Consider the following 19,933-nt stretch of genomic DNA (forward strand, 5'->3'; position numbering starts at 1 on the left):
TTAGGATTCAGCCAATACAGGTTTCGCCGTATCACGCGGACCCCTCAACGCATCGCTTCCGCGCCTGAACGCGATCGTTGGTTTCCTGGCATGCTATTGTCCCCTTCGCCTTTTCGGTTCCGGGTAATCCATTAGGTCCAGAAACCTCCCTTCAGTTCCTCCCGGTTGCACCGGGGATATGGCAGAGCGCCTCACGGCGCACCGGCGTTCGCGTACAACTCCGAGGCGCACAGTTCGACGTCCGACGCCAGATCGTCGGGGAATCCGCCCAGATCAGAGCGGATATCTGAACGGACCCGCCGGACCCACTCCATCCGCCCCGGGTAGATGCGCGGTTCCCAGCGCACGGGCGAGTCCATGGCGGATTTCTGAAGGGACAACGTCAACGCCCCCAAGAGAAGGCAGAGCCGACAAGGGCTCTGAACCGCGAGCCACCGATCGTGACGGAGGGTGACTCCTTGATCGCATAGTAGAAGCGATCCTTGGTTATGTGAAGCGCTTCATGAAAATTGAAGCGACTCTCATTCGTGGATGGCGCCGACTTCCCGCATGCGAGTCCGGGCTAGGGTCGGAGGTGACCGAGAAGGAGAGATGCCCGCATGGCCCGCAAGTTCGGCTCGACCGCTCGTGGTCGCAGGCTGCGACGCGACCTCAGGTTGCTGCGCGAAGCCTTGAATCTCAGCACCGATGAAGCGGGGACCCGCGCCGGCATTTCGGGTCCGACGCTCAGCCGCATGGAATCGGGCAAGCGTGGGATCAGCGTGGACGAGGCGCGGCGGCTGCTCGACATCTACGACGTCTCGCCTGCTCGGCAGGGGAAGATCGTGGACCTCGCCGAACGGGCGAACCAACTCGGTTGGTGGCAGCCCTTCGAAAGCCATCTGCGCGAGGACGCCCAAGGGACTATTGCGCTGGAGGAGCAGGCCAGCCGCATCATCAACTTCGAGCTGATGCTCATCCCCGGTCTCTTGCAGACCCCTGAGTACGCTCGCGAGATCATCCGGGCCAGCAATTTCGATGACACGGCTCGTGACGTGGAGGCCAAGGTCGCGGCGCGCATGGCCAGGCAGTCGGTGCTGACCCGGCCGGACGACGCACCTGAACTCGTCGCCATCCTCGACGAGGCCGCACTTCACCGATTCCGCTCGTCCACGATGATGCGGCGGCAGCTGAACCACCTCGTGGACGCCGCGTCGCAACCGAACGTCACCATTCAGGTCGTCCCCTTCGGGGCAGGTCACCACGCCAGCGCCGAATCCCCGTGCGTGGTCTTCGAGTTCGGCGACGACCCGGCCATCGTCTACCTCGAAGGCAAGATCTCCGGCCTCTTCCTCGAAGAACTTCACGACGTCGCCGTCTACCAGGAAACCGTGACACGGCTGCTCCAGGTAGCGTTGAATCCATCCGAATCGGTCGATTTCATCGACCGGATCAGCAAGGAGTTGTCGTGAACCGCAACGACGGCCAGTGGCGAACGTCCAGCTATAGCGCAGGCAACGGCAACTGTGTCGAGGTCGCTGACGGCCTTGAGACAGTCGCAGTACGCGACTCCCAGCATCGGGGTGCGGGCGCCCTTGGGTTCGGCTCGGCGGAGTGGCGTGCTTTCGTGGAAGCCGTTCGCGGCGACGGGTTCTGACCCCGGGCGACACGGCCCGTCCGGCCCCTGGCGCGCGGATGCTGTGGATTTCCGCAGCTCATGGCCATGGTCGCGCGTATGCTGAGCCACGACCCCAGGTAACGATCGGCGGCTTGCCGCACGCATCATGGACCGGGACGGGCGGGAGGCCGACGCGATGGACGGCGCAGCAGGCGGTTCCTCGGATCCCTCGGCTCGGGGCGGGATCGAGGCCGTCGTCCGCAGGCTCTCGCCCGCTGCCGCGCGCCTGTACCCGCTGCTCGGCCTGCACCCCACCGCCGAGTTCGACCGCTGGGCCGCCACCGCCGCCATGGGCGGCGACGACGCGGCCGCCCGCAGCGGGCTGGCCGAGCTGCTGCGCAACGGCCTGGTGGGCCGCGTCGACGGCATCGACGGCCGCTATCGCATGTCCGAGACCGTCCACGACCACGCCCGGTCCGGCGCCCACACCGGCCTCGCGGCCGGTGACGCGCTGAATGCGCGGCAGCGCTACATCTCCTATTACGTGTCCGGCGCGATCGCCGCCGATGCCCGGAGCGCCCCGGGCCGGCGCGAGGACGTTCCGGTGGCCGTGGACCGGCCGGACACGCCCGACCTGCCCACAGCGGAGGCGGCCCGGACGTGGATGCGCGATAACCTCCCGGCCGTCCTCGCCGTAGCGGAATGGGCCCAGGACGCCGACGACCACGCCCCCGTATGGCGGATCGCCGAGGCGTCCGATGGCTTCCTCCGTGATCACGGCCGCTCCACCGACCGGACGGCGCTCACGGAGATGGGGATCCGCTCGGCGGAGGCGGCGGGCAACGCCGCGGCCGAGGCGCGGCTGCGCATCCTGCTCGGGCGCACCCTGGTCGAACTCGGACGCCCTGCCGAGGCGGCCGAGGAGTTCTCGCGCTCGCTGACCCTCTCCGAAGGACTGGCCGACGGCCGGGGCCGGGGCGCCGCCCTCGAATGCCTCGGCGTCGCCGCGCAGCGGGCGGGCGACGACGAGGTCGCGCTGCGGTACTTCGACCGCGCCCTCCCTTTCCGGGAGGCCATGGGCCGGCCCGAGGCCATGGCGGCACTGTCCCTGCTGCGCTCGCGCTCGTTGATCTCCCTCGGACGCTTCGATGACGCCCTGGAACCCCTGAACGGCGCCATCGGCACCTTCCGCGCCGGGGACGGAACGGGCGGCCGGGACGCGATGAACGAGGCGGAGGCGCTCCTGGAACGGGGCCGCGCCCTCGACGGCAAGGGGGAGCCCGACCAGGCCAGGATCGCCCTGCGCCGGGCGCTGGACATCTTCACCGAAGGCGGGTCGGCCCACGGGCAGGCCCGCGTGCACGAGGTACTGGCCCGGGTGGAGGGCGGCTCCGCGCAGGCCGGCGGTGCGGCATATGCGGAGCACCGCGACGCCGCACGGGACCTCCGCCGCGGACTCGGCGACGAGTCGGAGCACGGGCCGGCCGAACCTCGACCGCCGAGCGAGTGAGGCGGACGACGAGCGGCGGAACGTCGATCGCCCGCCGGGTGAGCCGGCGGCGAGCGTAGGGCGCGGCCGCGTCATCACCTTTTCCGATGCCCCGTGCCCACCGGGGGGCCGCCGGTTGGCCGAGGAGGTCTCGGCCAACCGGTTCAGCCGCGTTCTCGGCGAGGGGCGGGGTGGAGGCTCATCAATGGACACGCTCCAGCACGACAACGGGGATCTGCCTGCCGGAGGCGGCCTCGAACTCGGCGAACTTCGGGACGAGTGCGACCTCCTTCGCCCAGAGCCGCTCGCGCTCCGCGCCCTCCGCGCGCCGAGCCACGGCCGGCACCCTTTCCGTACCCACCTCGACCGTGACCTGTGGATTCGCCATCAGATTGCGATACCACGCCGGATGGTGCGGACTGCCGCCGTGGGTGCCGAAGACGGCCCAGTCATCGCCGACCGGCTGGTAGAACAACGGGCTGATCCGCGCGCGCCCGGTCTTGGCCCCGGTGTGGTGCACCAGGATCAGCGGCATGCCCTGCTCGTCGAACCCGGGAACCCGGGGCGGGACGGGGCGGCCCGCCGCGAACTCTTCGGCGCTACTCCACGCCGCGTACCCGGCGTTCGCCCGGACCTCGGCGATGATCCGGTCGTTCCAGTTGTTGATATCCGGGGGCGTGGTCTCGTTCGTGTTGGTCGTGGACGAGTCGGGCATGCCATCCCCTTAGCTATCCGGAGCACGTGCTCCTCAAAGTAGCACAAAGCGGAGCATCTGCTCCGCATAAGAGGTATGCTCGGCCGCATGGCAGTGGCTGAACCGGAGAACACCACCCGGCGCCGGGCGCCGCGCGCGGACGCGACCCGCAACCGGGAAGCGATCATCGAGGCCGCCGCGGAACTGCTGGCCGAACAGGGCACCACCGTGGACGTGCGCGAGATCGCCCGTCGCAGCGGGGTGGGCATGGGCACCCTCTACCGGCACTTCCCGAAGAAGGAAGACCTCGTGCAGACGGTCCTGCACAAGGACTTCTCCGAATGGGCGGAGTCCGCGCGCCGGGCGGCGATCGACGCCGAAGACCCCTGGACCGCGCTGACCGACTTCTACCAGCAGGCCCTGACCGGGTACGCGCGCCACCGCATGATCATGGAGAACTTCGCGCTGACCTGGTCGGTCCCCGACATCGAGGGCATCCGGCGGCTTCGCCTCGTCATCGAGCAACTGTGCGCCCGAGCAGGCGCCGCAGGGCTGCTGCGCCCCGGCGTCACCACCGACGACCTGCTGCTCCTTCTGGTTTCACTGGGCCACGCCGTCCAGATCACCGACGAGTGCCGCCCGCAGATGTGGAACAGGCTGCTGCGCATCTCCCTCGACGGCCTGTGCGCCGACCACCGCGAACCACTCCCGGCCGACGCCGCACCGGATACCCACCGCCCGAACCAGGACGGCTAGTACTCCCGCAGGGCTTCGTCGTCTGATCCGGTCAGGAGGCGCCTGTGAGTGCCGCGGTGACCGCCACCGTCGTGTAGTGCATGGTGAAGGCGCCCCCCATCGCGTCGATGGCGGCGGCGACGCCGGCGCCGTGCGCGAGCCACCGGGGTGAGGGTCCGCGCGGCCCGGAGCCCGGGCCGCGCGGACGCCCTCCCTCACCGGGAGGGCTTGAGGGGATCAGACCTCGTACTCGGTGATCGACTCGGCGATACCGTCGACGATCTCGACCGAGGCGAGGATGACGGTCCCGTTCGCGAGCGAGCGTGGCGTCGAACTCGTCGAAGTCGCACGTGACGTTTCCGGTGTCGGGGTCCTGGACGCCTCCGGCGCAGGCGTAGATGCCGGCGGTGATCTGCGTGTCCTCCGCCACGTAGAACGCCGTGCCGTCGACGATGTACTCGCCCGGGGCCAGGTACTCCAACTCGCCCGTAGCGGTTCCGGTGAACCCTCCGGACCCCTCCGCGGCCTCGTCGCCGCCCTCGGCGGGCTCCTCCGAGCCGGCGGGTTCACTGGGGTCCCGGTCACTGTTCGCGTCGTACTCGGTGATCGACTCGGCGTTCCCCTCGTCGTTCACCGCCACATTGGCGATGACGACCGTGCCCTCCTGGAGTGTGGCTTCGAGCGTCTCCAGGTCGCATTCCACGGTTCCGTTGCCGTCCGGGTCGACGCCGTCGTCAGCGGGGCAGGCGTAGATGCCGCCGGTGATCTGCGTGTCCGCGGCGACGAAGAAGGCCTGGCCGTCGATGGCGAGCTCGCCCGGGGCGATGAACTCCAACTCGCCCGTCATGTTCTGTGTGCCCGATTCGGCGCCGCTGCTCGCATCCGGCTGTGCGGGATCCGCCGACATCACCGCGTCGAGCATCCCCTGCGCCGAGCACCCCACAGAGCCGACGACGACCAGGCCGGAGGTCACGAGGGTCAGGACGGCGGAACGGACGTTGCGCTTCATGATGTTCTCTCTTTCCACGGAAAGGGGCACGGAATGGTGGGGAGGTGGGTTTTTTGCTTGAAAAGGGATTTCCAAAGAACCCGAGATCGCGCCTGCCGAAGGCGGGGTGCGGTTCTCTGGAAATGCCGAGGGAACGTCATGCGCGAAGCGCATGTCCCTGTCGTCGGATGCGGGAGAATTCTATTTTCGGGGAGTCCGTCCAACCCCGGGATATGGTCGCGTCATTCCAGCACATGGGCCCTCTTGAGGAGCCCACGCTCTCCGTCCGGATCCGGCGGACGGGAGGAATCGCGCTCCACCTCAAGACTCGTTGGGGAGCGGTCGCGGTCTGTCGTGCCGGGTCAGCGGTGACGGGAACGCGTGCGGCGGCCGGGTTTCGCGAAGGCCGCATCGGGCCGATCATGTCGACGGAGGTTCTGGGATGTGCGATGTGAACGGTCGCCTCCGCGGGCTGAGCTCACGGCCGATTGACAAGGTCACCCCTTTCGTCTCCGCTTGACAGACCGCTCCTGCCGGTGGTGTGCGTATTGCTGAAAAACCTTTATGTGCACTCCGATGCCGGATGGGGCCTTCGGGTTCTATGGGTGAGGAGATTTTTTTCAGACCGGACCGGGGCACGCCGTCGTCGGGTGGCCGTGTGGCCCGTGTCCTGCTGGGCCGCGATATCGAGGGGGCGGCGCCACTCCGTTCGCTCGCCTTCCACACCCTGCGCGGGCACCGACCGGCTCGTCAGCCGGTCCCGGCCATCGCCGCCAGGCGACGTGCGAGCAGCGCGGCGGTCTGCCGCAGCTCCGGGGGTTCCAGTACCTCCGCCTCGAAACCCAGCCGGGCCACGTGCAGGGCGATCAGGTCCAGGTCGTCGGCGCCGACGACGAGCACGCACCACCCGTCGCGGTCGTCCTCCTCGACGCGTCCCACCTGCGGCGGCACGAGTTCGCTCACCTGGTCGGGCCGGGCGTGCAGCCGCACGCGGGCCAGATACCGGTACGGCGCCGCGGTCACGGACCGCTGCACATAGGCGACCGGGTCCGGATGCTCCCTTGCCCTGAAGCGCCAGGTCGTCGCCGCCACGTCGCGCATGCGGTCCAACCGGAAGGTGCGCCAGTCGTCGCGGTCGACGTCCCAGGCCATCAGGTACCAGCGGCGACCGGTGGTGACCATCCGCACCGGCTCGACCGTGCGCTCGCGCCCCGAGCCGTCGCGGCCGGCGTAGTGGAACCGCACCCGTACGGCGTCGCGGCAGGCCCGGGCGAGCGTCACCAGCACCTCCGCGTCGATCTCGACCCCGGTGCCGACCAGGGTCTCGGTGGCGCCGTGTACCGCCCGCACCTCGGCGCGCAACCGCGGCGGCATCACCTGGTCGAGCTTCGCGAGCGCCCGCAGCGCCGCCTCGCCCGCTCCGGCGACCGTGCCACCCGACGCCAGCCGCAGGGAGACCGCGGTCGCGGTCGCCTCCTCGTCGTCGAGGAGCAGCGGCGGCAGCCGGGTCCCCGCGCCGAGCTGGTAGCCGCCGCCGACGCCCGCCATCGCGTGCACGGGGTAGCCGATCGCGCGCAGCCGCTCGACGTCGCGGCGCACCGAGCGGTCGGTGACCCCCAGTTCGGCGGCCAGCTCGGCGGCGGTCCAGGACGGCCGCCGCTGGAGCAGGGCGAGGAGGCGCAGGACGCGCTCGGTCGTCGCTTCGACGGTCACATGATCATTTTACGGATTACGGAACGACTCTGTCCGCAATAGGCTCCAGGCTGGAACCATGACCGAACAGACCTGGAACCCACTGCTGCGCGACCAGATCTCCTGGCACTGGACCAACCAGCTGCGCGACCGGCTCGACGGCCTCACCGACGACGAGTACTTCTGGGAGCCCGCGCCCGGGTGCTGGAACGTCCGCCCGCGCGGCACCGGCACCGCGCCGATGCAGGCCGGGTCGGGCGCGATGACCATCGACTTCGCGTTTCCGCAGCCGGATCCGCCGCCGTTCACGACCATCGCCTGGCGGCTCGGGCACGTGATCGTCGGCGTGCTCGCGATGCGCAACGCCTCGCACTTCGGACGCACGCCCACGGACTACGCGTCCTTCGCCTACGCCGAGACCGCGTCGGCGGCGCTGGAGCAGCTCGACGCCGAGTACGCCACATGGCTGGCCGGGGTGGAGTCCCTCGGCGAATCCGGTCTCGCCCGGCCGTGCGGGGAAGCGGAGGGGCCCTACGCCGAGCGCTCCATGGCGGAGCTGGTGCTGCACATCAACCGCGAGCTGATCCACCACCTGTCCGAGGTCTGCCTGCTGCGCGACCTCTACCTGCACACGAATCCCGCTGCGAACGGAGCGACCCGATGAGCCGCCACATCCAGATCACCTTCGACGCCCACGACCCGGGGGCGCTGTCGTCCTTCTGGCGCGACGCGCTCGGCTACGTGCACCCCGGCCCGCCGGGGGTCGACCTGCCCGAGGGCGCCGATCCGCTCGCCGCATGGGACGACTTCCTCGCGCGGATCGGAGTGCCGGAGGGGGAGCGCAACACGAGATCGGCCGTCGAGGACCCCGACGGGAACGGCCCGCGACTGTTCTTCCAGCAGGTGCCGGAGGACAAGGCCGCCAAGAACCGGGTGCACCTCGACATCCGTGCGGCCCCTGGTCTGCGGGGGGAGGAGCGGATGGCCGCGCTGGAGGCCGAGTGCGACCGGCTCGTGGCGCTGGGCGCGACGCGCGTGCGCCGCTACGAGCCCGCGCCCCCGCTCGCCGCCGGCCACATCGTGATGGCCGATCCCGAGGGCAACGAATTCTGCCTCGACTGAGACGCGCACGGCGGGCGGGCCGCAGGACGGCCGGGGACGACCGGCGCCGCAGGGGAGCGTGACCGGCCGCCCGCGTCGGCCGGTCACGCGTAGGAGCGCCGTTCGTCCAGGAAAGCAGTGGAGTGGCCGGCCGCGCGGAAGAGCGGGTCGCGCAGGACCGAGCGCAGCAGCGGGATGGTGGTGTGCACGCCGGGGCCGCCGATGGCGAACTCGGCCAGGGCGCGGTCCATGCGGTCGAGGGCCTGCTCCCGGTCGGGGGCCCACACGATCACCTTGGCCAGCAGGGAGTCGTAGTCGGGCGGGATCGACCACCCGGCGTAGGCGTGGGTGTCGACCCGGACGAACGGGCCGCCGGGCGGCGTGAACTCCGTGAGCCGGCCCGCGCAGGGGATGAAGCCGCGGTCGGGGTCCTCGGCGTTGACCCGGCACTCCACGGCGACGCCCCGCGGCGCGACCTGGTCCCCCCGCACCGAGAGCGGGTCGCCGGCGGCCACCCGCAGCTGTTCGCGCACGAGGTCCATGCCCGTGACCATCTCGGTGACCGGATGCTCGACCTGGATGCGGCAGTTCACCTCGATGAACGCGACATCCTCGCCCGACACCAGGAATTCGAACGTGCCCGCGCCCGTGTAGCCGACCGACCGCACGCCCCGCAGCGCGTACTCGGCCAGCCGCCCGGCCACGCCCGGCGGCAGACCGGGGCCCGGGCTCTCCTCGATGAGCTTCTGGTGCCGCCGCTGGACCGAGCAGTCGCGCTCGCCCAGCGCCACCGCCCCTCCGTGGGCGTCGGCCAGCACCTGGACCTCGACATGGCGCGGCCGCTCCCAGAACCGTTCGAGGTAGACGCGGTCGTCGCCGAAGAACTCCCGGGCGGCCGCCCGCGCCTGCCGGTAGGCCGGGACGAGGTCGTCGTGGTGGCGCACAACGGTCATGCCGCGCCCGCCGCCGCCGGCGGCGGCCTTGATGATGAGCGGAAGCCCGATCCGGCCGGCCTCCTCGGCCACGGAGCGCTCGCCCTGCACCGGGCCGTCGCTGCCCGGCAGGACGGGCACCCCCGCGGCGGCCATGAGGGCGCGGGCCAGGGCCTTGTCGCCCAGTTGCGCCATGACCCCCGGATCCGGGCCGACGAACACCAGGCCGTTCGCGGCGCAGATCTCGGCGAAGTCGGGGTCCTCCGACAGGAATCCGTACCCCGGGTGCACCGCCTGGGCGCCGGCGCGCAGCGCGGCCTCGATGATGGCCGGCGGGTAGTTGTAGCTGCGCCGGCCGGCCGCGGGGCCGATCCGCACGGTGTCGTCGGCGGCGCGGACGGCGGCGGAGTCGGCGTCGGCGCTGGAGTAGCCCACCACGCTGCGGATGCCCATCTCGCGGCAGGTCCGCACCACCCGCAGGGCGATCTCGCCCCGGTTGGCGATGAACACGGTGTCGATGGCCCGCGGCCCGGCGCCCTCGCGGGGGGCGGCCGCCCCCCCGGGCGAGGCCGGCCCGCCGGCGGTCATCCCTCCTCCAACGGGTCGAGTACCAGGAACGGCTGGTCGTATTCCACGGGCTGGCCGTCGTCGACGAGGAACCGGGCGACCCGGCCCGCGCGGTCGGCTTCGACCGGGACCATCAGCTTCATCGCCTCGACGATCGCCACCTGCTGGCCGGCGCGCACGGTCTCGCCGACCTCCACGAAGGGGCGGGCATCGGGCTCGGGCGCGCGGTAGAGGGTGCCGACCAGGGGCGAGGTGACCCGGTGCAGGCCGGAATCCGGGTCGGGATCCGGGTGCGCGGACGCGGCGGGGAGGTCGCCGCCGCCGGGGGCGGCGGTGGTCGCGGCGGGCCCGGCGGCGGAGGCCCACTCGGCGTCGATCCGGGCGCTCCCGAGCCGGACCGAGACCCGGGACGGGGGCCGCCCCGACGCGCGGAGAAGGTCGCCCACCGCTCGTGACAGTGCCTCCAGGGCCGCCCGGTCCTGTGCGGCGGGGTCGTCGGGTTCGTCGATGCGCTGCGGGGCCCACCCGCTCACCGGGGCGGGTTTCTCCTTGCCGAAGCCGATCGCATCGGTCATCGCGCGGCACCTCCCCGGTCCGTGGACTCGGCTGGTCGGGCGGTGCCGAACCCGCGGAACCGCGCGCGCCGCGCACCCACCAGCGAGCGGGCCGGGAGTTCGTCGAGCCCGCGCAGAGCCGCCACCACGGCATCGCGGATGTTCAGCGACGCCGTGGTGGGGTCCTTGTGCGCGCCGCCGGGCGGTTCGGGGACGATGCCGTCGGCGATCCCGAGCCGCAGCAGCGACGGTGCGTCGATGCGCAGGGCTTCGGCCGCGGTCTCGGCGAAGGCGGAGTCCTTCCACAGGATCGCCGCGCAGCCTTCGGGGCTGATCACCGAGTAGACGGCGTTCTCGCAGGCGAGAACGCGATCGGCGACCCCGAGCGCGAGCGCGCCGCCGCTGCCGCCCTCGCCGGTGATGACGGCGACGACGGGAACGGGCAGGCCGCCCATGGTGCGCAGGCAGGCGGCGATGGCGTTGGCCTGGCCCTTCTCCTCGGCTTCGATGCCGGGGTGGGCGCCCGGGGTGTCGATCAGGGTGACCACGGGGATCCGGAGTTTGCCGGCCAGCCGCATCAGGCGCTCGGCCTTGCGGTAGCCCGCGGGCGACGGCATTCCGAACCCGCGGCGCGCCAGCTCCGTGGAGTTGTGGCCCTTCTGGTGGCCGATGACCACGCAGGGGCGGTCCTCGATCGTGGCGAGTCCGCCGACGATCGCCGGGCAGTCGCGGTCGAGGCGGTCGCCGTGCAGTTCGACGAAGCGGGCGCCCCACAGGGCGAGGTGGTCGGTCGTGGTGGGCCGGTCGACGTCGCGCGCCGCCCGGATGACCTCGCGGACCGGGCGCTCGGCCAAGGGTTCGGGCTGGTGCACCGTGGGGTCGGTGGTCCCCGCCCCCCATTCGGCGGGAGCCGGCCCGGTGGCCGCGAGCAGCGCGCCGATGACGTGGCGCGTGGCCGTGCGGGGGACGACGTCGTCGACGAGCCCGTGGGAGAGGAGGAATTCGGCGGTCTGGAACCCCTTGGGCAGCTGCTGCCGGATGGTCTGCTCGATGACCCGCGGGCCGGCGAAGCCCAGGCGCGCCTTGGGCTCGGCGAGGACGATGTCGGACAGCGTGGCGAAGGACGCGGCCACACCCCCGTAGGTGGGGTCGGTGACGAGCGTGATGGTGAGCAGCCCGGCTTCGTCGAGGGCGGCCATGGCGTTGCTGGTCTTGGCCATCTGCATCAGGGACAGGGCGCCCTCCTGCATGCGTGCCCCGCCGGACGCGGTGACCAGCAGCAGCGCGCAGCGGTCCGCCAAGGCGAGCTCGGCCGCCGCGGTGACCGCCTCGCCCGCGGCGCTCCCGAGGCTGCCGCCGAGGAAGCGGAAGTCCATGATCGCCGCGACCAGCGGCCGTCCCTGGATGCGGCCGCGGACCACCAGGACGGCGTCGTCCATACCGGTGCGGCTCCGCGCCGCGCGCAGGCGGTCGGGGTAGGGGAGCAGGTCGGTGAAGGAGAGGGGGTCGTCGGCGGCGGCCGGGCCGGGGGCGTGCTCGATGCGGAAGGAGTCGCCGAACAGGTGCCGGGCGCGTTCCTCGGCGGTGAGCGGACCGTGCCAGCCGCATTCGGGGCAGACGGAGGACAGGCGCGTGAAGCGCTTGCGGTAGAGGAGCACCCCGCAGCGGCGGCACGCGATCCAGCCGGTGTCGGTGGCGCGGGCGGCCATGGAGTCGAGGGTCACCATAGCGGCCTCCGGTCATCGGTGAGGCCGCGCGGCAGGCGCGGCGCGCACCGGCGACGGCCCGCGGGGGTGCGCGGCCGCGGCGGAGGAAGGGGAGCGGCGGTGCCGGGTGGCGCCGCGGGGGCGCCGGGCTGCGCCGGGGCGGGACTGGGCGGTGCCGTGGCGGCGACGGCCGCGCGGACGGCGGTCGCGGGCCGCCGCGGGGCGCTCACCCTGCGGATTCCGGGGGTTGTCCAAGAACACGGCATCGATGACCTCTCGGTGGATCTGAGGCGGGGGCGAGCCGGCGATCGCGTGCGAGGACCGACCGGCGGGACCACAGTGTCGGGGGGTGCTCGATTCGCGGTCCACTACTGCTCGATTCACCACCGACGGCCTGCGGTAACGCCGTTCGGGCGACGACGCCGCCGCTCCGGTTCCGGGGCGGGCGGGCGCGGTGGACGGGGCTCGGCGGGCGCACTCGATTGGCCGAGCCCCGCCCGACACCCGGTCGGGGACCGGGGCCGATCAAGGCGTGCCCGCGGGAGCAGGCCCGGGACGGGGGCTCACGCGGGGTCAGGGGGCATCCGGCGGTGTCGGCGCGTACCCCGCGCGGGGCGGTGCTCTGCGCCGCACGGCCGGGGGTGCCCCGTGCCGCGGGGCGGGGGCTGCTCCGTTCCGCGGCACGGGTGCTCGGTCCGCGGGATCGGATGGTCCGCGGCGAGGGGGCCGGGTGCGGCCGGGCACGGACGTGCCGGCCGCACCCGGGAGGGGCAGGGGGCAGGGGTCACCCCCCGGCGTGGGCGGCGGATTTCGCGGCGGCCTCGACCCGCTGCCGGATGACGTCCATCTGGACGCGCGAGGTGCGGTTGAGGCGCTCGGTCATGGCGGCGTCGTCGAACGGGGCTTCGGGCCGGACGCGGAAGTCCTGCCGCCAGCGCATCTCGACCCCGCCGTCGACCTCGCGGTAGCTCCAGTCGAGATTCATGTACTCGAAGGGGCCGGTCTCGACGCGGTGTGCGGTGACGGTTCGGGAGTCGGGATCGGGTTCGCGCTCGGAGACCCAGCTCCACGTCCGGCCGTCGTCGTCGGGATGGGTGGTGAGCCGGAAGCGGACCCTGGCGCCGTTCTGCTCCAGGACCTCGGCTTCGGCGTATTCGGTGAACAGGTCCGGCCACGAAGCGACGTCGTTGGTCATCTCCCAGACGAGTTCGAGGGGCGCGTCGATGACGATCCGGTTGTCGGTCAGTCCGGCCATGGCGGTGATCACCCTTCCGATGTGATCCGTCAGGACGTACGGGGTGTCCTGCGCGCGGGCGCCGCGCAGGGCCGGAGAGCGGCCCCGATCCCGAGCGGCCGGGCTGGGTGGGGGTGCCCGGGTGTCCGGCGGTGGGCCGCATGGGGCGGCTGGTCGCCGGGCGGTGCCGAAGGGACGCGGCGCGTACTTGCGTCATGACGGAGAGTATGCGCATCGTCACTCAAGCCCGGCTCAAGCCGCTCTGTAGCGCTTGGCCATAGCATCGTCGCCGGTCGCCCATCGCCCGTTGGGGGAACGGCCGTATGTCGCCTGGTCACGCCGGTCCGGCCGCGCGCCGGCCGCCCGTTCGGGAGCCGGGGCTCCACGTGAGATCCCGGCGCGTGGTCGCCGCGCCGAGCCCACCGCCCGACACGGTCCGTCACGGCCGGGTGTCCGCGGCCGCGATCCGCCGGGCCCACGGGCGGCGTCTCCCCGGGCACGGCACAGGGCACCGCGTCCCCGCCGGCCGGCCTCGCCCGGCCCGGCCGGAACCGGAGCACCGCCGATGGGAGAGGAGGCGCACGCCGTCGTGCACCGGGCCGGCCGCGCACGCCGTCGTGCACCGGGGCGACCGCGCACGTCGGCGGGCCGCCATGGGCGCGTGTCCGCGATCCATCGGCGGACGTTCAGCGGGAACCCTCGCCGGTCCTCCGCCCGCCTATCGTGAGGGCATGGACGTGTTCGACGATCTGCTGCGGGGGGTGCGGGGCAGAGGGGCGGTGTTCGGGCGCTCGGTGCTGTGGCCGCCGTGGTCGCTGCGGTTCACCGACGGCGCCTACCTGACCCTGTGCGTGCCGATGCGCGGGGCGGGGTGGATCGTCCCCGCCGTCGGCCCGCCGCACCGCATCGGGATCGGCGAGGTCGCGATCGTCCGCGGCCCCGAGCCCTTCGTCTTCACCGACGATCCTGCGGCGCCCGCCGGCGCCGCGCCGCGTGACGTGCACTGCGACGCCGGCCCGGGCCCGGCCTCCCGGGAGGAGTTCGCGGGACCCATGGTCCTCATGGCGGGCGCCTACGACGTCCGCGCCGAGATCCCGCGGCGGCTGCTCCGGGTACTGCCCCCGGTGCTCGTGGTCCCCGACGACGATGACGGCTCCGCCTTCCGCGACTACCTGGAGGCGCAGGTCTCCGCGGCGCTCCCGGGCCGCCAGATCGTGCTCGACCGGCTGCTGGACTGGCTGCTGGTGTGCACCCTGCGCGACTGGTTCGACCGGCCCGAGGCCGCTCCGCCCGCGTGGTATCGCGCGCTGGGCGACGAGGTCGCGGGTCCCGCGCTGCGCGCCGTGCACGAGGACCCGGCGCACCCCTGGACGACGGCGTCGCTGGCGGCGCGAGCGGGGGTATCGCGGACGACGCTGGCGAAGCGCTTCACCGAGCTGGTCGGGGAAGGCCCGGCCGCCTACCTGGCCGAGTGGCGCATGGCGCTCGCCGCCGACCTGTTGGACCGGCCGGACCTGACCGTCGCCGCCGTGGCGCGCCGGGTGGGCTATGCCGATGCCTTCGGGTTCAGCGCCGCCTTCAAGCGCGTCCAAGGGGTGAGCCCCAGCGCCTACCGACAGGGTTGCCGTGAAGGGGGGCGCAACGGAGAGCACGAGGCCCCGGCAGGCTGAGGGCGCCCCGGCCGCTTGGGGGCGACGCGCCCCCGTTGGCCGGGGAGGCGTGCCGGTCCGCGGGCCGGCGGCGCCGCCTTCCCGCGCGGCTGAGCTGCGGCCCTGCCCCAACGGGGGCAGGGCCGAGCCCGCGTGTCGCTCAGCTCCGCCAGGCGCCCGCCTGCGCCGCGGCCCGCGCGAATTCGGTGAAGTCGCGCGGCGCGCGGCCCAGGGCGCGTTCGACCCCGTCGGAGATCCGGGCCTCCGCGCTGGTCCGGATGGGCCTCAGCCCTTCGGTCCAGAGGGCGGCCTCGGCCTCGGACATGCCCTGGGCGACCAGGCCCGCCCGGAACGCGTCCTCCTCGATCGGCGTGTAGCGCGCCTTGGGGCCCGCCGCCCCGGCGATCTCGTCCACCACCTGGGCGATGGTGAGGGCGCGCGGCCCCGTCAGCTCGTACACCTCACCGTCGTGCCCCGGGCCGGTCAGCGCCGCGACCGCGACCGCCGCGATGTCGTCGGCGTCGACGAACGCCGACGCTCCGCTTCCCACGGGCAGCGCGAGCTCACCGGCGAGCAGGCCGTCACGGAAGACCCCTTCGCTGAAGTTCTGCGCGAACCAGGCCGGCCGCACGATCGTCCAGGCCGCCCCCGACGCGCGCACCGCCTGCTCGCCCTCAAGGTGGAGGGCGGAGGCGGTGAAGCCTTCGGCGAAGTAGCCGGGAACGTCGATCCCCCGGGCCGAGAGCAGGACCAGCCGGGCGACCCCGCTCTTGACGGCGGCTTCCACCAACGCGGGCGTCCGGGACGGCGCGTCGTCGAGCGGGACGATGTAGGCGGAGTCCGCGCCGTCCAGCGCGGCCTGCCACGTGCCCGGGTCGGTCCAGTCGAACCGGGTCTCCCCCGAACGCGACGCGACGCGTACCGCCGCCCCCTTCTCGCGGAGCCCGGCTGCGACCCGCCGTCCCGTTGTACCCGTCCCGCCGATCACCACTGTCGTCTTCTCTGTCATGGCTCCAGCCTGGCCCGCCGTGCCCGCGGCGGCCATGTTCCGGGGTCCGGGACGGATGTCCGTCCGTTCGCGGCGCCCCGCCGGTCCGGGTGCGCGCCGCGGACTCCCGCGGCCGGACGGTCGTTCGCCGCCGGGGTGGTCCTCGGCTCCGCCTCCGTCGCCGGGCCCCTTCCTCCCTGATCCGGATGCGGCGATCCCCCCGATGATCACAACCGTCAGGATCAATGCGAGGGGCCCCGGCCCGCCCTCCTCCGTCACCGCGGCCATGAGCCGACCCGCGCCGAAGGTCACGGCCACGAACACGACCACGAATGCCGCCGCGATCAGGATCACGCGCTCCATGACAGGACCTCCGGCCGTCCGGGAGGGCCATCACGCTACTCACCCGGCGCCCGGCGCGGGGCAGAAGCGTCCTCATCCTTCCGCGGTGCGCGGATCGGGCAGATTCCGACGTTTCCGAATGGCGCGATTACGAGCGAATGCGAGAATGATTCGCCAATGCGCGATAAGGGTGAATGCTGGCTATACTCCGACGCGGCGAGGCCGTAGCGCAGAGGTCGTCGCGCCTTACAGCCAGGAGGAGGACGCCGGTTCGAATCCGGTCGGCCTCGTCTTTCCCCTCGTTCCCGGCCGGTCACCGGTCCCCAGGAGTGCCACCATGCCGCCGATCCCCTCAGGCCCGGCTCCGGCCGCCGAGGACCGGCCGGCCGGCGGCGCTCCCGGCCCGGACCCGGCCGAACTGGACGCCTGCCTGCGGGTCCTGGCGCAGGCCCGGGCGGCGGATCCGGCGGACCCCCGTTGGCAGGCGGTCCACAGGGCCGTCGCGCACGTCCACCGGGTGGGACGGAGCGCGCGCAGAGCCGCCCGCGACGCGGAGCGCAGGCGACGCGACCGCGAGGCCATCGCGACCTCCGCCCGCTACCGCGACCAGGACCCGGACCCCGATCCCGGCCCCGGACCGGAACCGGGATCCGCCGGTCCGCCGGCGCACATGCTTCCCACCGTCGCGGCCCCGCGCCCGTGCTACGTGTGCAAGGCACCCTTCCGCGAGGTGCACCCCGAGTACCACCTGCTGTGCGCGCCGTGCGCGCAGGAGAACCTGACCCGGCGCCATGCCCGCTGCGACCTGCGCGGGCGCCGCGCCCTGGTGACCGGCGGCCGGGTGAAGATCGGCTTCCACACCGCCCTCAAACTGCTGCGCGACGGCGCCGAGGTCATCGTCACCACCCGGTTCCCCGCCGACGCGGCCCGCCGGTTCGCCGCGGTGCCGGACTCCGCCGAGTGGCTGGAGCGGCTGCACGTCCGGGAGGTCGACCTGCTCGACCTGCCCGCCGTCGCCGGCCTGCTCGCCGCCGTGCACCGGCGCTTCGACCACCTCGACATCCTCGTCAACAACGCGGCCCAGACGATCCGGCGGCCCCCGGCCTACCACCGGGAGGTCCGCGAAGCCGAGCGCCTGCCCCTGACGGGTGCCGCCGCCCGCGTGGACATCACCGGTGCCCCCGCGCTCCCGGGCGCCGGCCCGCAGGCCCCCGACACCTCCCTCACGGCCCGCACCGTTCCGGCCGCGACGGCGGCGTCCGCCCCCGTCGCCGGCGCGCCCGTATGGGAGGAGCTGTTCCCCGCCGGGCGGGTCGACGAGACCGGCCAGCCCTTGGACCTGCGCGACCGCAACAGCTGGAGCCTGCGCCTGCACGAAGTGGACCCGGCGGAGTGGATGGAGGTGCAGATGGTGAACGCGTTCGCCCCCTTCCTGCTCACCTCGCGCCTGCGCGGGCTGCTGGAGGCGTCCCCGCGCCCGGACCGCTACGTCGTGCAGGTATCGGCGATGGAGGGCTGCTTCTCCCGCAAGGGCAAGACGGTCCGCCACCCGCACACCAACATGGCCAAGGCGTCCCTGAACATGCTCACCCGCACCGCCGCCGCCGACTACGCGCGGGCGGGAATCCACATGAACAGCGTCGATACCGGCTGGGTGACCGACGAGAACCCGCATCCGGTCAAGACGGCGCACCGGGAGGCCGGGTTCCGCCCGCCGCTGGACGTCATCGACGGCGCCGCCCGCGTCTACGACCCGATCGTGCGCGGTGTGAACGGGGAACGGGTCTCCGGCCTGTTCCTGAAGGACTACCGACCCGTGGACTGGTGATGATGGACCCGACGCCCGTGCGATGCCCCGCCATCGAGCACCCCGACATCGCGCCGGCCGACCCCGCCCTCCTCGACCCCCTGCTGGACCGGTTGGCGGAGCACCGGGAGGTCGACGCCGATGAGGCATTCCCCCTGGGCACCCTCCGGCCCGACGGCCGGGTCGACCTGTGCAAGCAGGGCCTCGGCGCCCAGGGCGCGGCCCGGCTGCTCCCGGCCGCCACCGCCTCCCCGCACGCCCGGCACCTGCTCCTGGGCACCAACGCGATCGGCGACGAGGGCGCGCGCACCATCGCCGGCGCACTGGCCCCCGGACACGGCCTGGAGACCCTGTACCTCGGGTGCAACCGCATCGGCGCTGAGGGCGCCGAAGCGCTCGCCGGCCCGCTGGCCGGCGACGACACCGTGCGCGCCCTCTGGCTGAAGCGCAACCCCATCGGCGACGACGGGGCCGGCGCCATCGCCGCCATGCTGCGCGACAACCGCACCATCCGCACGCTCGACCTGGTCAACACCGGACTCACCGGCGCCGGACTGCGCGCACTGCTCGACGCCCTCACCGAGCACCCGGCACAGGTCGAGCGGCTGTTCCTCGGCGGCAACGGGCTGACCGCCGACACCGCCGGCCTGTTGGCCGCCCTGATCCGCGACGCGGGGGTCAGCGAGCTCTACGTTCCCGCCAACCACCTCGGCGACGCCGGCGCCGCGGCGCTCGCCGGTGCGACCGACCCCGCACGACCCGTCCGCCTCGGGCTGGGCGGGAACGGCATCGGGCCCGCGGGGGCGCGGATCCTGGCGGCCGCCCTCGACGGGATCGAGTCGCTGGACCTGGGCCGCGCGCCCTCCGAACGCGCTCTCGGCGCTCCCGCGAACTTCACGGGCGACGCCGGGGCGGCCTCGCTCGCCGACGCCCTCCCCGGCAGCCCGCTGCGCCGGCTCGACCTGCGGCACACCGGTGTCACGGTACGCGGCGCGGCGGAGGTGCTGGGCGCCGCCGTGCGCGGCACCCGCCTGGAGTACGTCGGGTTCGGCCCCGGTGTGCCCAGGAAGACGAAGCGCGCCTTCGACGGCTATCTGCATCGCGACACCGGCGCCCACGCCGACCTCCGCGCGATCGGCAGCCTCTACCGTTGAGCGCCGCCGCCCCCGCTCGCCCCGGCTCCACCGTCCCGTCCGGGCCGCCGACGGCCGGATCCGGTTTCGACGCTCCCGGCGCCGACCGGCGAACGCCGTCGCTCGCGGACGTGTGCGGGGAGGGGGCGGCCGGTCCGGACCGCGCGCCGCGCGGCAACGGAACGCGGTACCGATGCCGCGGTTGAGGGGTGGGGGACGGTGGGGCGCGCCGTCGGCCGATCCGGTGGACCAGGCGCCGCGGCCGCCCCTTCGGCGTCGCCCGCATCGAGGGTGAACGCCCTGATCGGACCGGAGCGGAATGATCCACGCCGTCATCCGGAGCGCAGCAGCCGTTCGCGCGGGCGCCGCGCGACCGCCGCGGTGGCCGCGTCGCGGTGCGGCGCTCTTGTGCGAGGCGGTAACGGCCGGGGGCGCCGCCGAACGGCGGTGGGGTTCTGTGACGCGACGGTGCGTGCTCGGTGCGGTCGGCCGCCGCACCCGAGCGGCGGCAGCGCGTCCGACCGGCTCCCTCCGGTCCGGCGAACGGGCGGACACCGTCGGCGGCCCGGGGGACACCGCTCCCGGGCCGTGCACCGTCCCGACGTGCGGGCACACGATCGGGTCGGCTCCGGGTGATGACGGCGCCCACCGATGCGGCCCAACCCCATGCGGCCCACCCGATGCGGCCCACGGCATCGGACGACGAGATCCGAACCTCCCGATCG

General features: G+C 73.2%; 18 protein-coding genes and 1 tRNA gene. 10 read left to right on the forward strand and 9 right to left on the reverse strand.

The annotated features are described in order from the left end of the window. Positions 1-191: 191 nt before the first annotated feature. Entirely contained in the window at positions 192-359 is a 168-nt protein-coding gene (locus ACFO4E_RS27475; protein ID WP_378579763.1) for a hypothetical protein, read from the reverse strand. Positions 360-599: 240 nt separating this feature from the next. On the opposite strand from ACFO4E_RS27475, the gene ACFO4E_RS27480 reads away from it, so the two are divergent. The 3 genes from ACFO4E_RS27480 (at position 600) to ACFO4E_RS27490 (ending at position 3,107) form a co-directional block, all read left to right on the forward strand. Continuing rightward, positions 600-1,451 carry a helix-turn-helix domain-containing protein gene (locus tag ACFO4E_RS27480; protein ID WP_378579765.1) on the forward strand — a complete coding sequence of 284 codons (852 nt, stop codon included), beginning with the start codon at positions 600-602 and terminating at the stop codon, positions 1,449-1,451. Then, positions 1,448-1,636, forward strand: coding sequence for a DUF397 domain-containing protein (locus ACFO4E_RS27485; protein WP_378579767.1), 189 nt, complete (start codon positions 1,448-1,450; stop codon positions 1,634-1,636). Before ACFO4E_RS27480 ends, ACFO4E_RS27485 begins: the two co-directional genes overlap by 4 nt. Positions 1,637-1,793: 157 nt before the next feature. Beyond that, the gene (locus tag ACFO4E_RS27490; RefSeq protein WP_378579769.1) at positions 1,794-3,107 is read left to right on the forward strand and encodes a tetratricopeptide repeat protein; all 1,314 of its coding nucleotides are present in this window, start codon (positions 1,794-1,796) and stop codon (positions 3,105-3,107) included. A 181-nt stretch (positions 3,108-3,288) separates the two neighbouring features. On the opposite strand, the gene ACFO4E_RS27495 is transcribed toward ACFO4E_RS27490, so the two are convergent. After that, positions 3,289-3,801 carry a nitroreductase/quinone reductase family protein gene (locus ACFO4E_RS27495; protein ID WP_378579771.1) on the reverse strand — a complete coding sequence of 171 codons (513 nt, stop codon included), beginning with the start codon at positions 3,799-3,801 and terminating at the stop codon, positions 3,289-3,291. An 87-nt stretch (positions 3,802-3,888) separates the two neighbouring features. On the opposite strand from ACFO4E_RS27495, the gene ACFO4E_RS27500 reads away from it, so the two are divergent. Further along, complete coding sequence (locus ACFO4E_RS27500; RefSeq protein WP_378579773.1) at positions 3,889-4,536, forward strand: TetR/AcrR family transcriptional regulator; 648 nt, start codon at positions 3,889-3,891, stop codon at positions 4,534-4,536. Positions 4,537-4,567: 31 nt separating this feature from the next. On the opposite strand, the gene ACFO4E_RS27505 is transcribed toward ACFO4E_RS27500, so the two are convergent. Further along, on the reverse strand, positions 4,568-5,524 hold the full coding sequence (locus ACFO4E_RS27505) for a hypothetical protein (protein ID WP_378579775.1): 957 nt from the start codon (positions 5,522-5,524) through the stop codon (positions 4,568-4,570). A 729-nt stretch (positions 5,525-6,253) separates the two neighbouring features. After that, a complete protein-coding gene (locus ACFO4E_RS27510) occupies positions 6,254-7,216 on the reverse strand; it encodes a helix-turn-helix transcriptional regulator (RefSeq protein ID WP_378579777.1) in 963 nt (320 codons plus the stop codon). A gap of 58 nt (positions 7,217-7,274) precedes the next feature. On the opposite strand from ACFO4E_RS27510, the gene ACFO4E_RS27515 reads away from it, so the two are divergent. Beyond that, the gene (locus ACFO4E_RS27515; protein WP_378579779.1) at positions 7,275-7,859 is read left to right on the forward strand and encodes a DinB family protein; all 585 of its coding nucleotides are present in this window, start codon (positions 7,275-7,277) and stop codon (positions 7,857-7,859) included. Then, positions 7,856-8,317 (forward strand): VOC family protein, encoded by a 462-nt coding sequence (locus ACFO4E_RS27520; protein WP_378579781.1) that lies wholly within the window; start codon positions 7,856-7,858, stop codon positions 8,315-8,317. The genes ACFO4E_RS27515 and ACFO4E_RS27520 overlap by 4 nt, the downstream gene beginning before the upstream one ends. An 83-nt stretch (positions 8,318-8,400) precedes the next feature. Here ACFO4E_RS27520 and ACFO4E_RS27525 read toward each other — a convergent pair whose 3' ends face one another. The 4 genes from ACFO4E_RS27525 to ACFO4E_RS27540 all read right to left on the reverse strand — a co-directional run bounded on the left by ACFO4E_RS27525 (position 8,401) and on the right by ACFO4E_RS27540 (position 13,310). Continuing rightward, positions 8,401-9,816 carry an acetyl-CoA carboxylase biotin carboxylase subunit gene (locus ACFO4E_RS27525; protein WP_378579783.1) on the reverse strand — a complete coding sequence of 472 codons (1,416 nt, stop codon included), beginning with the start codon at positions 9,814-9,816 and terminating at the stop codon, positions 8,401-8,403. After that, positions 9,813-10,370 carry an acetyl-CoA carboxylase biotin carboxyl carrier protein gene (gene accB / locus ACFO4E_RS27530; protein ID WP_378579784.1) on the reverse strand — a complete coding sequence of 186 codons (558 nt, stop codon included), beginning with the start codon at positions 10,368-10,370 and terminating at the stop codon, positions 9,813-9,815. The genes ACFO4E_RS27525 and accB overlap by 4 nt, the downstream gene beginning before the upstream one ends. Beyond that, a complete protein-coding gene (gene accA / locus ACFO4E_RS27535; protein WP_378579785.1) occupies positions 10,367-12,076 on the reverse strand; it encodes a carboxyltransferase subunit alpha in 1,710 nt (569 codons plus the stop codon). The genes accB and accA overlap by 4 nt, the downstream gene beginning before the upstream one ends. A 763-nt stretch (positions 12,077-12,839) precedes the next feature. Continuing rightward, on the reverse strand, positions 12,840-13,310 hold the full coding sequence (locus ACFO4E_RS27540; protein ID WP_378579787.1) for an SRPBCC family protein: 471 nt from the start codon (positions 13,308-13,310) through the stop codon (positions 12,840-12,842). Between the two features lie 710 nt (positions 13,311-14,020). Between ACFO4E_RS27540 and ACFO4E_RS27545 the strand changes: the two genes are divergently transcribed. Continuing rightward, positions 14,021-14,959: an AraC family transcriptional regulator gene (locus ACFO4E_RS27545; RefSeq protein WP_378579789.1), complete on the forward strand. Its 939-nt coding sequence runs from the start codon at positions 14,021-14,023 to the stop codon at positions 14,957-14,959. Between the two features lie 139 nt (positions 14,960-15,098). Here ACFO4E_RS27545 and ACFO4E_RS27550 read toward each other — a convergent pair whose 3' ends face one another. After that, the gene (locus ACFO4E_RS27550; protein ID WP_378579791.1) at positions 15,099-15,947 is read right to left on the reverse strand and encodes an NAD(P)H-binding protein; all 849 of its coding nucleotides are present in this window, start codon (positions 15,945-15,947) and stop codon (positions 15,099-15,101) included. A gap of 539 nt (positions 15,948-16,486) precedes the next feature. On the opposite strand from ACFO4E_RS27550, the gene ACFO4E_RS27555 reads away from it, so the two are divergent. The 3 genes from ACFO4E_RS27555 to ACFO4E_RS27565 all read left to right on the forward strand — a co-directional run bounded on the left by ACFO4E_RS27555 (position 16,487) and on the right by ACFO4E_RS27565 (position 19,229). Beyond that, positions 16,487-16,558, forward strand: a tRNA-OTHER gene (locus ACFO4E_RS27555). Positions 16,559-16,605: 47 nt separating this feature from the next. Beyond that, positions 16,606-18,096, forward strand: a complete 1,491-nt coding sequence (locus ACFO4E_RS27560) for an SDR family NAD(P)-dependent oxidoreductase (RefSeq protein ID WP_378579793.1) — start codon at positions 16,606-16,608, stop codon at positions 18,094-18,096. A 17-nt stretch (positions 18,097-18,113) separates the two neighbouring features. Then, entirely contained in the window at positions 18,114-19,229 is a 1,116-nt protein-coding gene (locus ACFO4E_RS27565) for a leucine-rich repeat domain-containing protein (RefSeq protein WP_378579795.1), read from the forward strand. Positions 19,230-19,933 lie beyond the last annotated feature (704 nt).

The sequence above is a fragment of the Nocardiopsis mangrovi genome (assembly GCF_042653925.1).
Taxonomy (GTDB): domain Bacteria; phylum Actinomycetota; class Actinomycetes; order Streptosporangiales; family Streptosporangiaceae; genus Nocardiopsis_B; species Nocardiopsis_B mangrovi.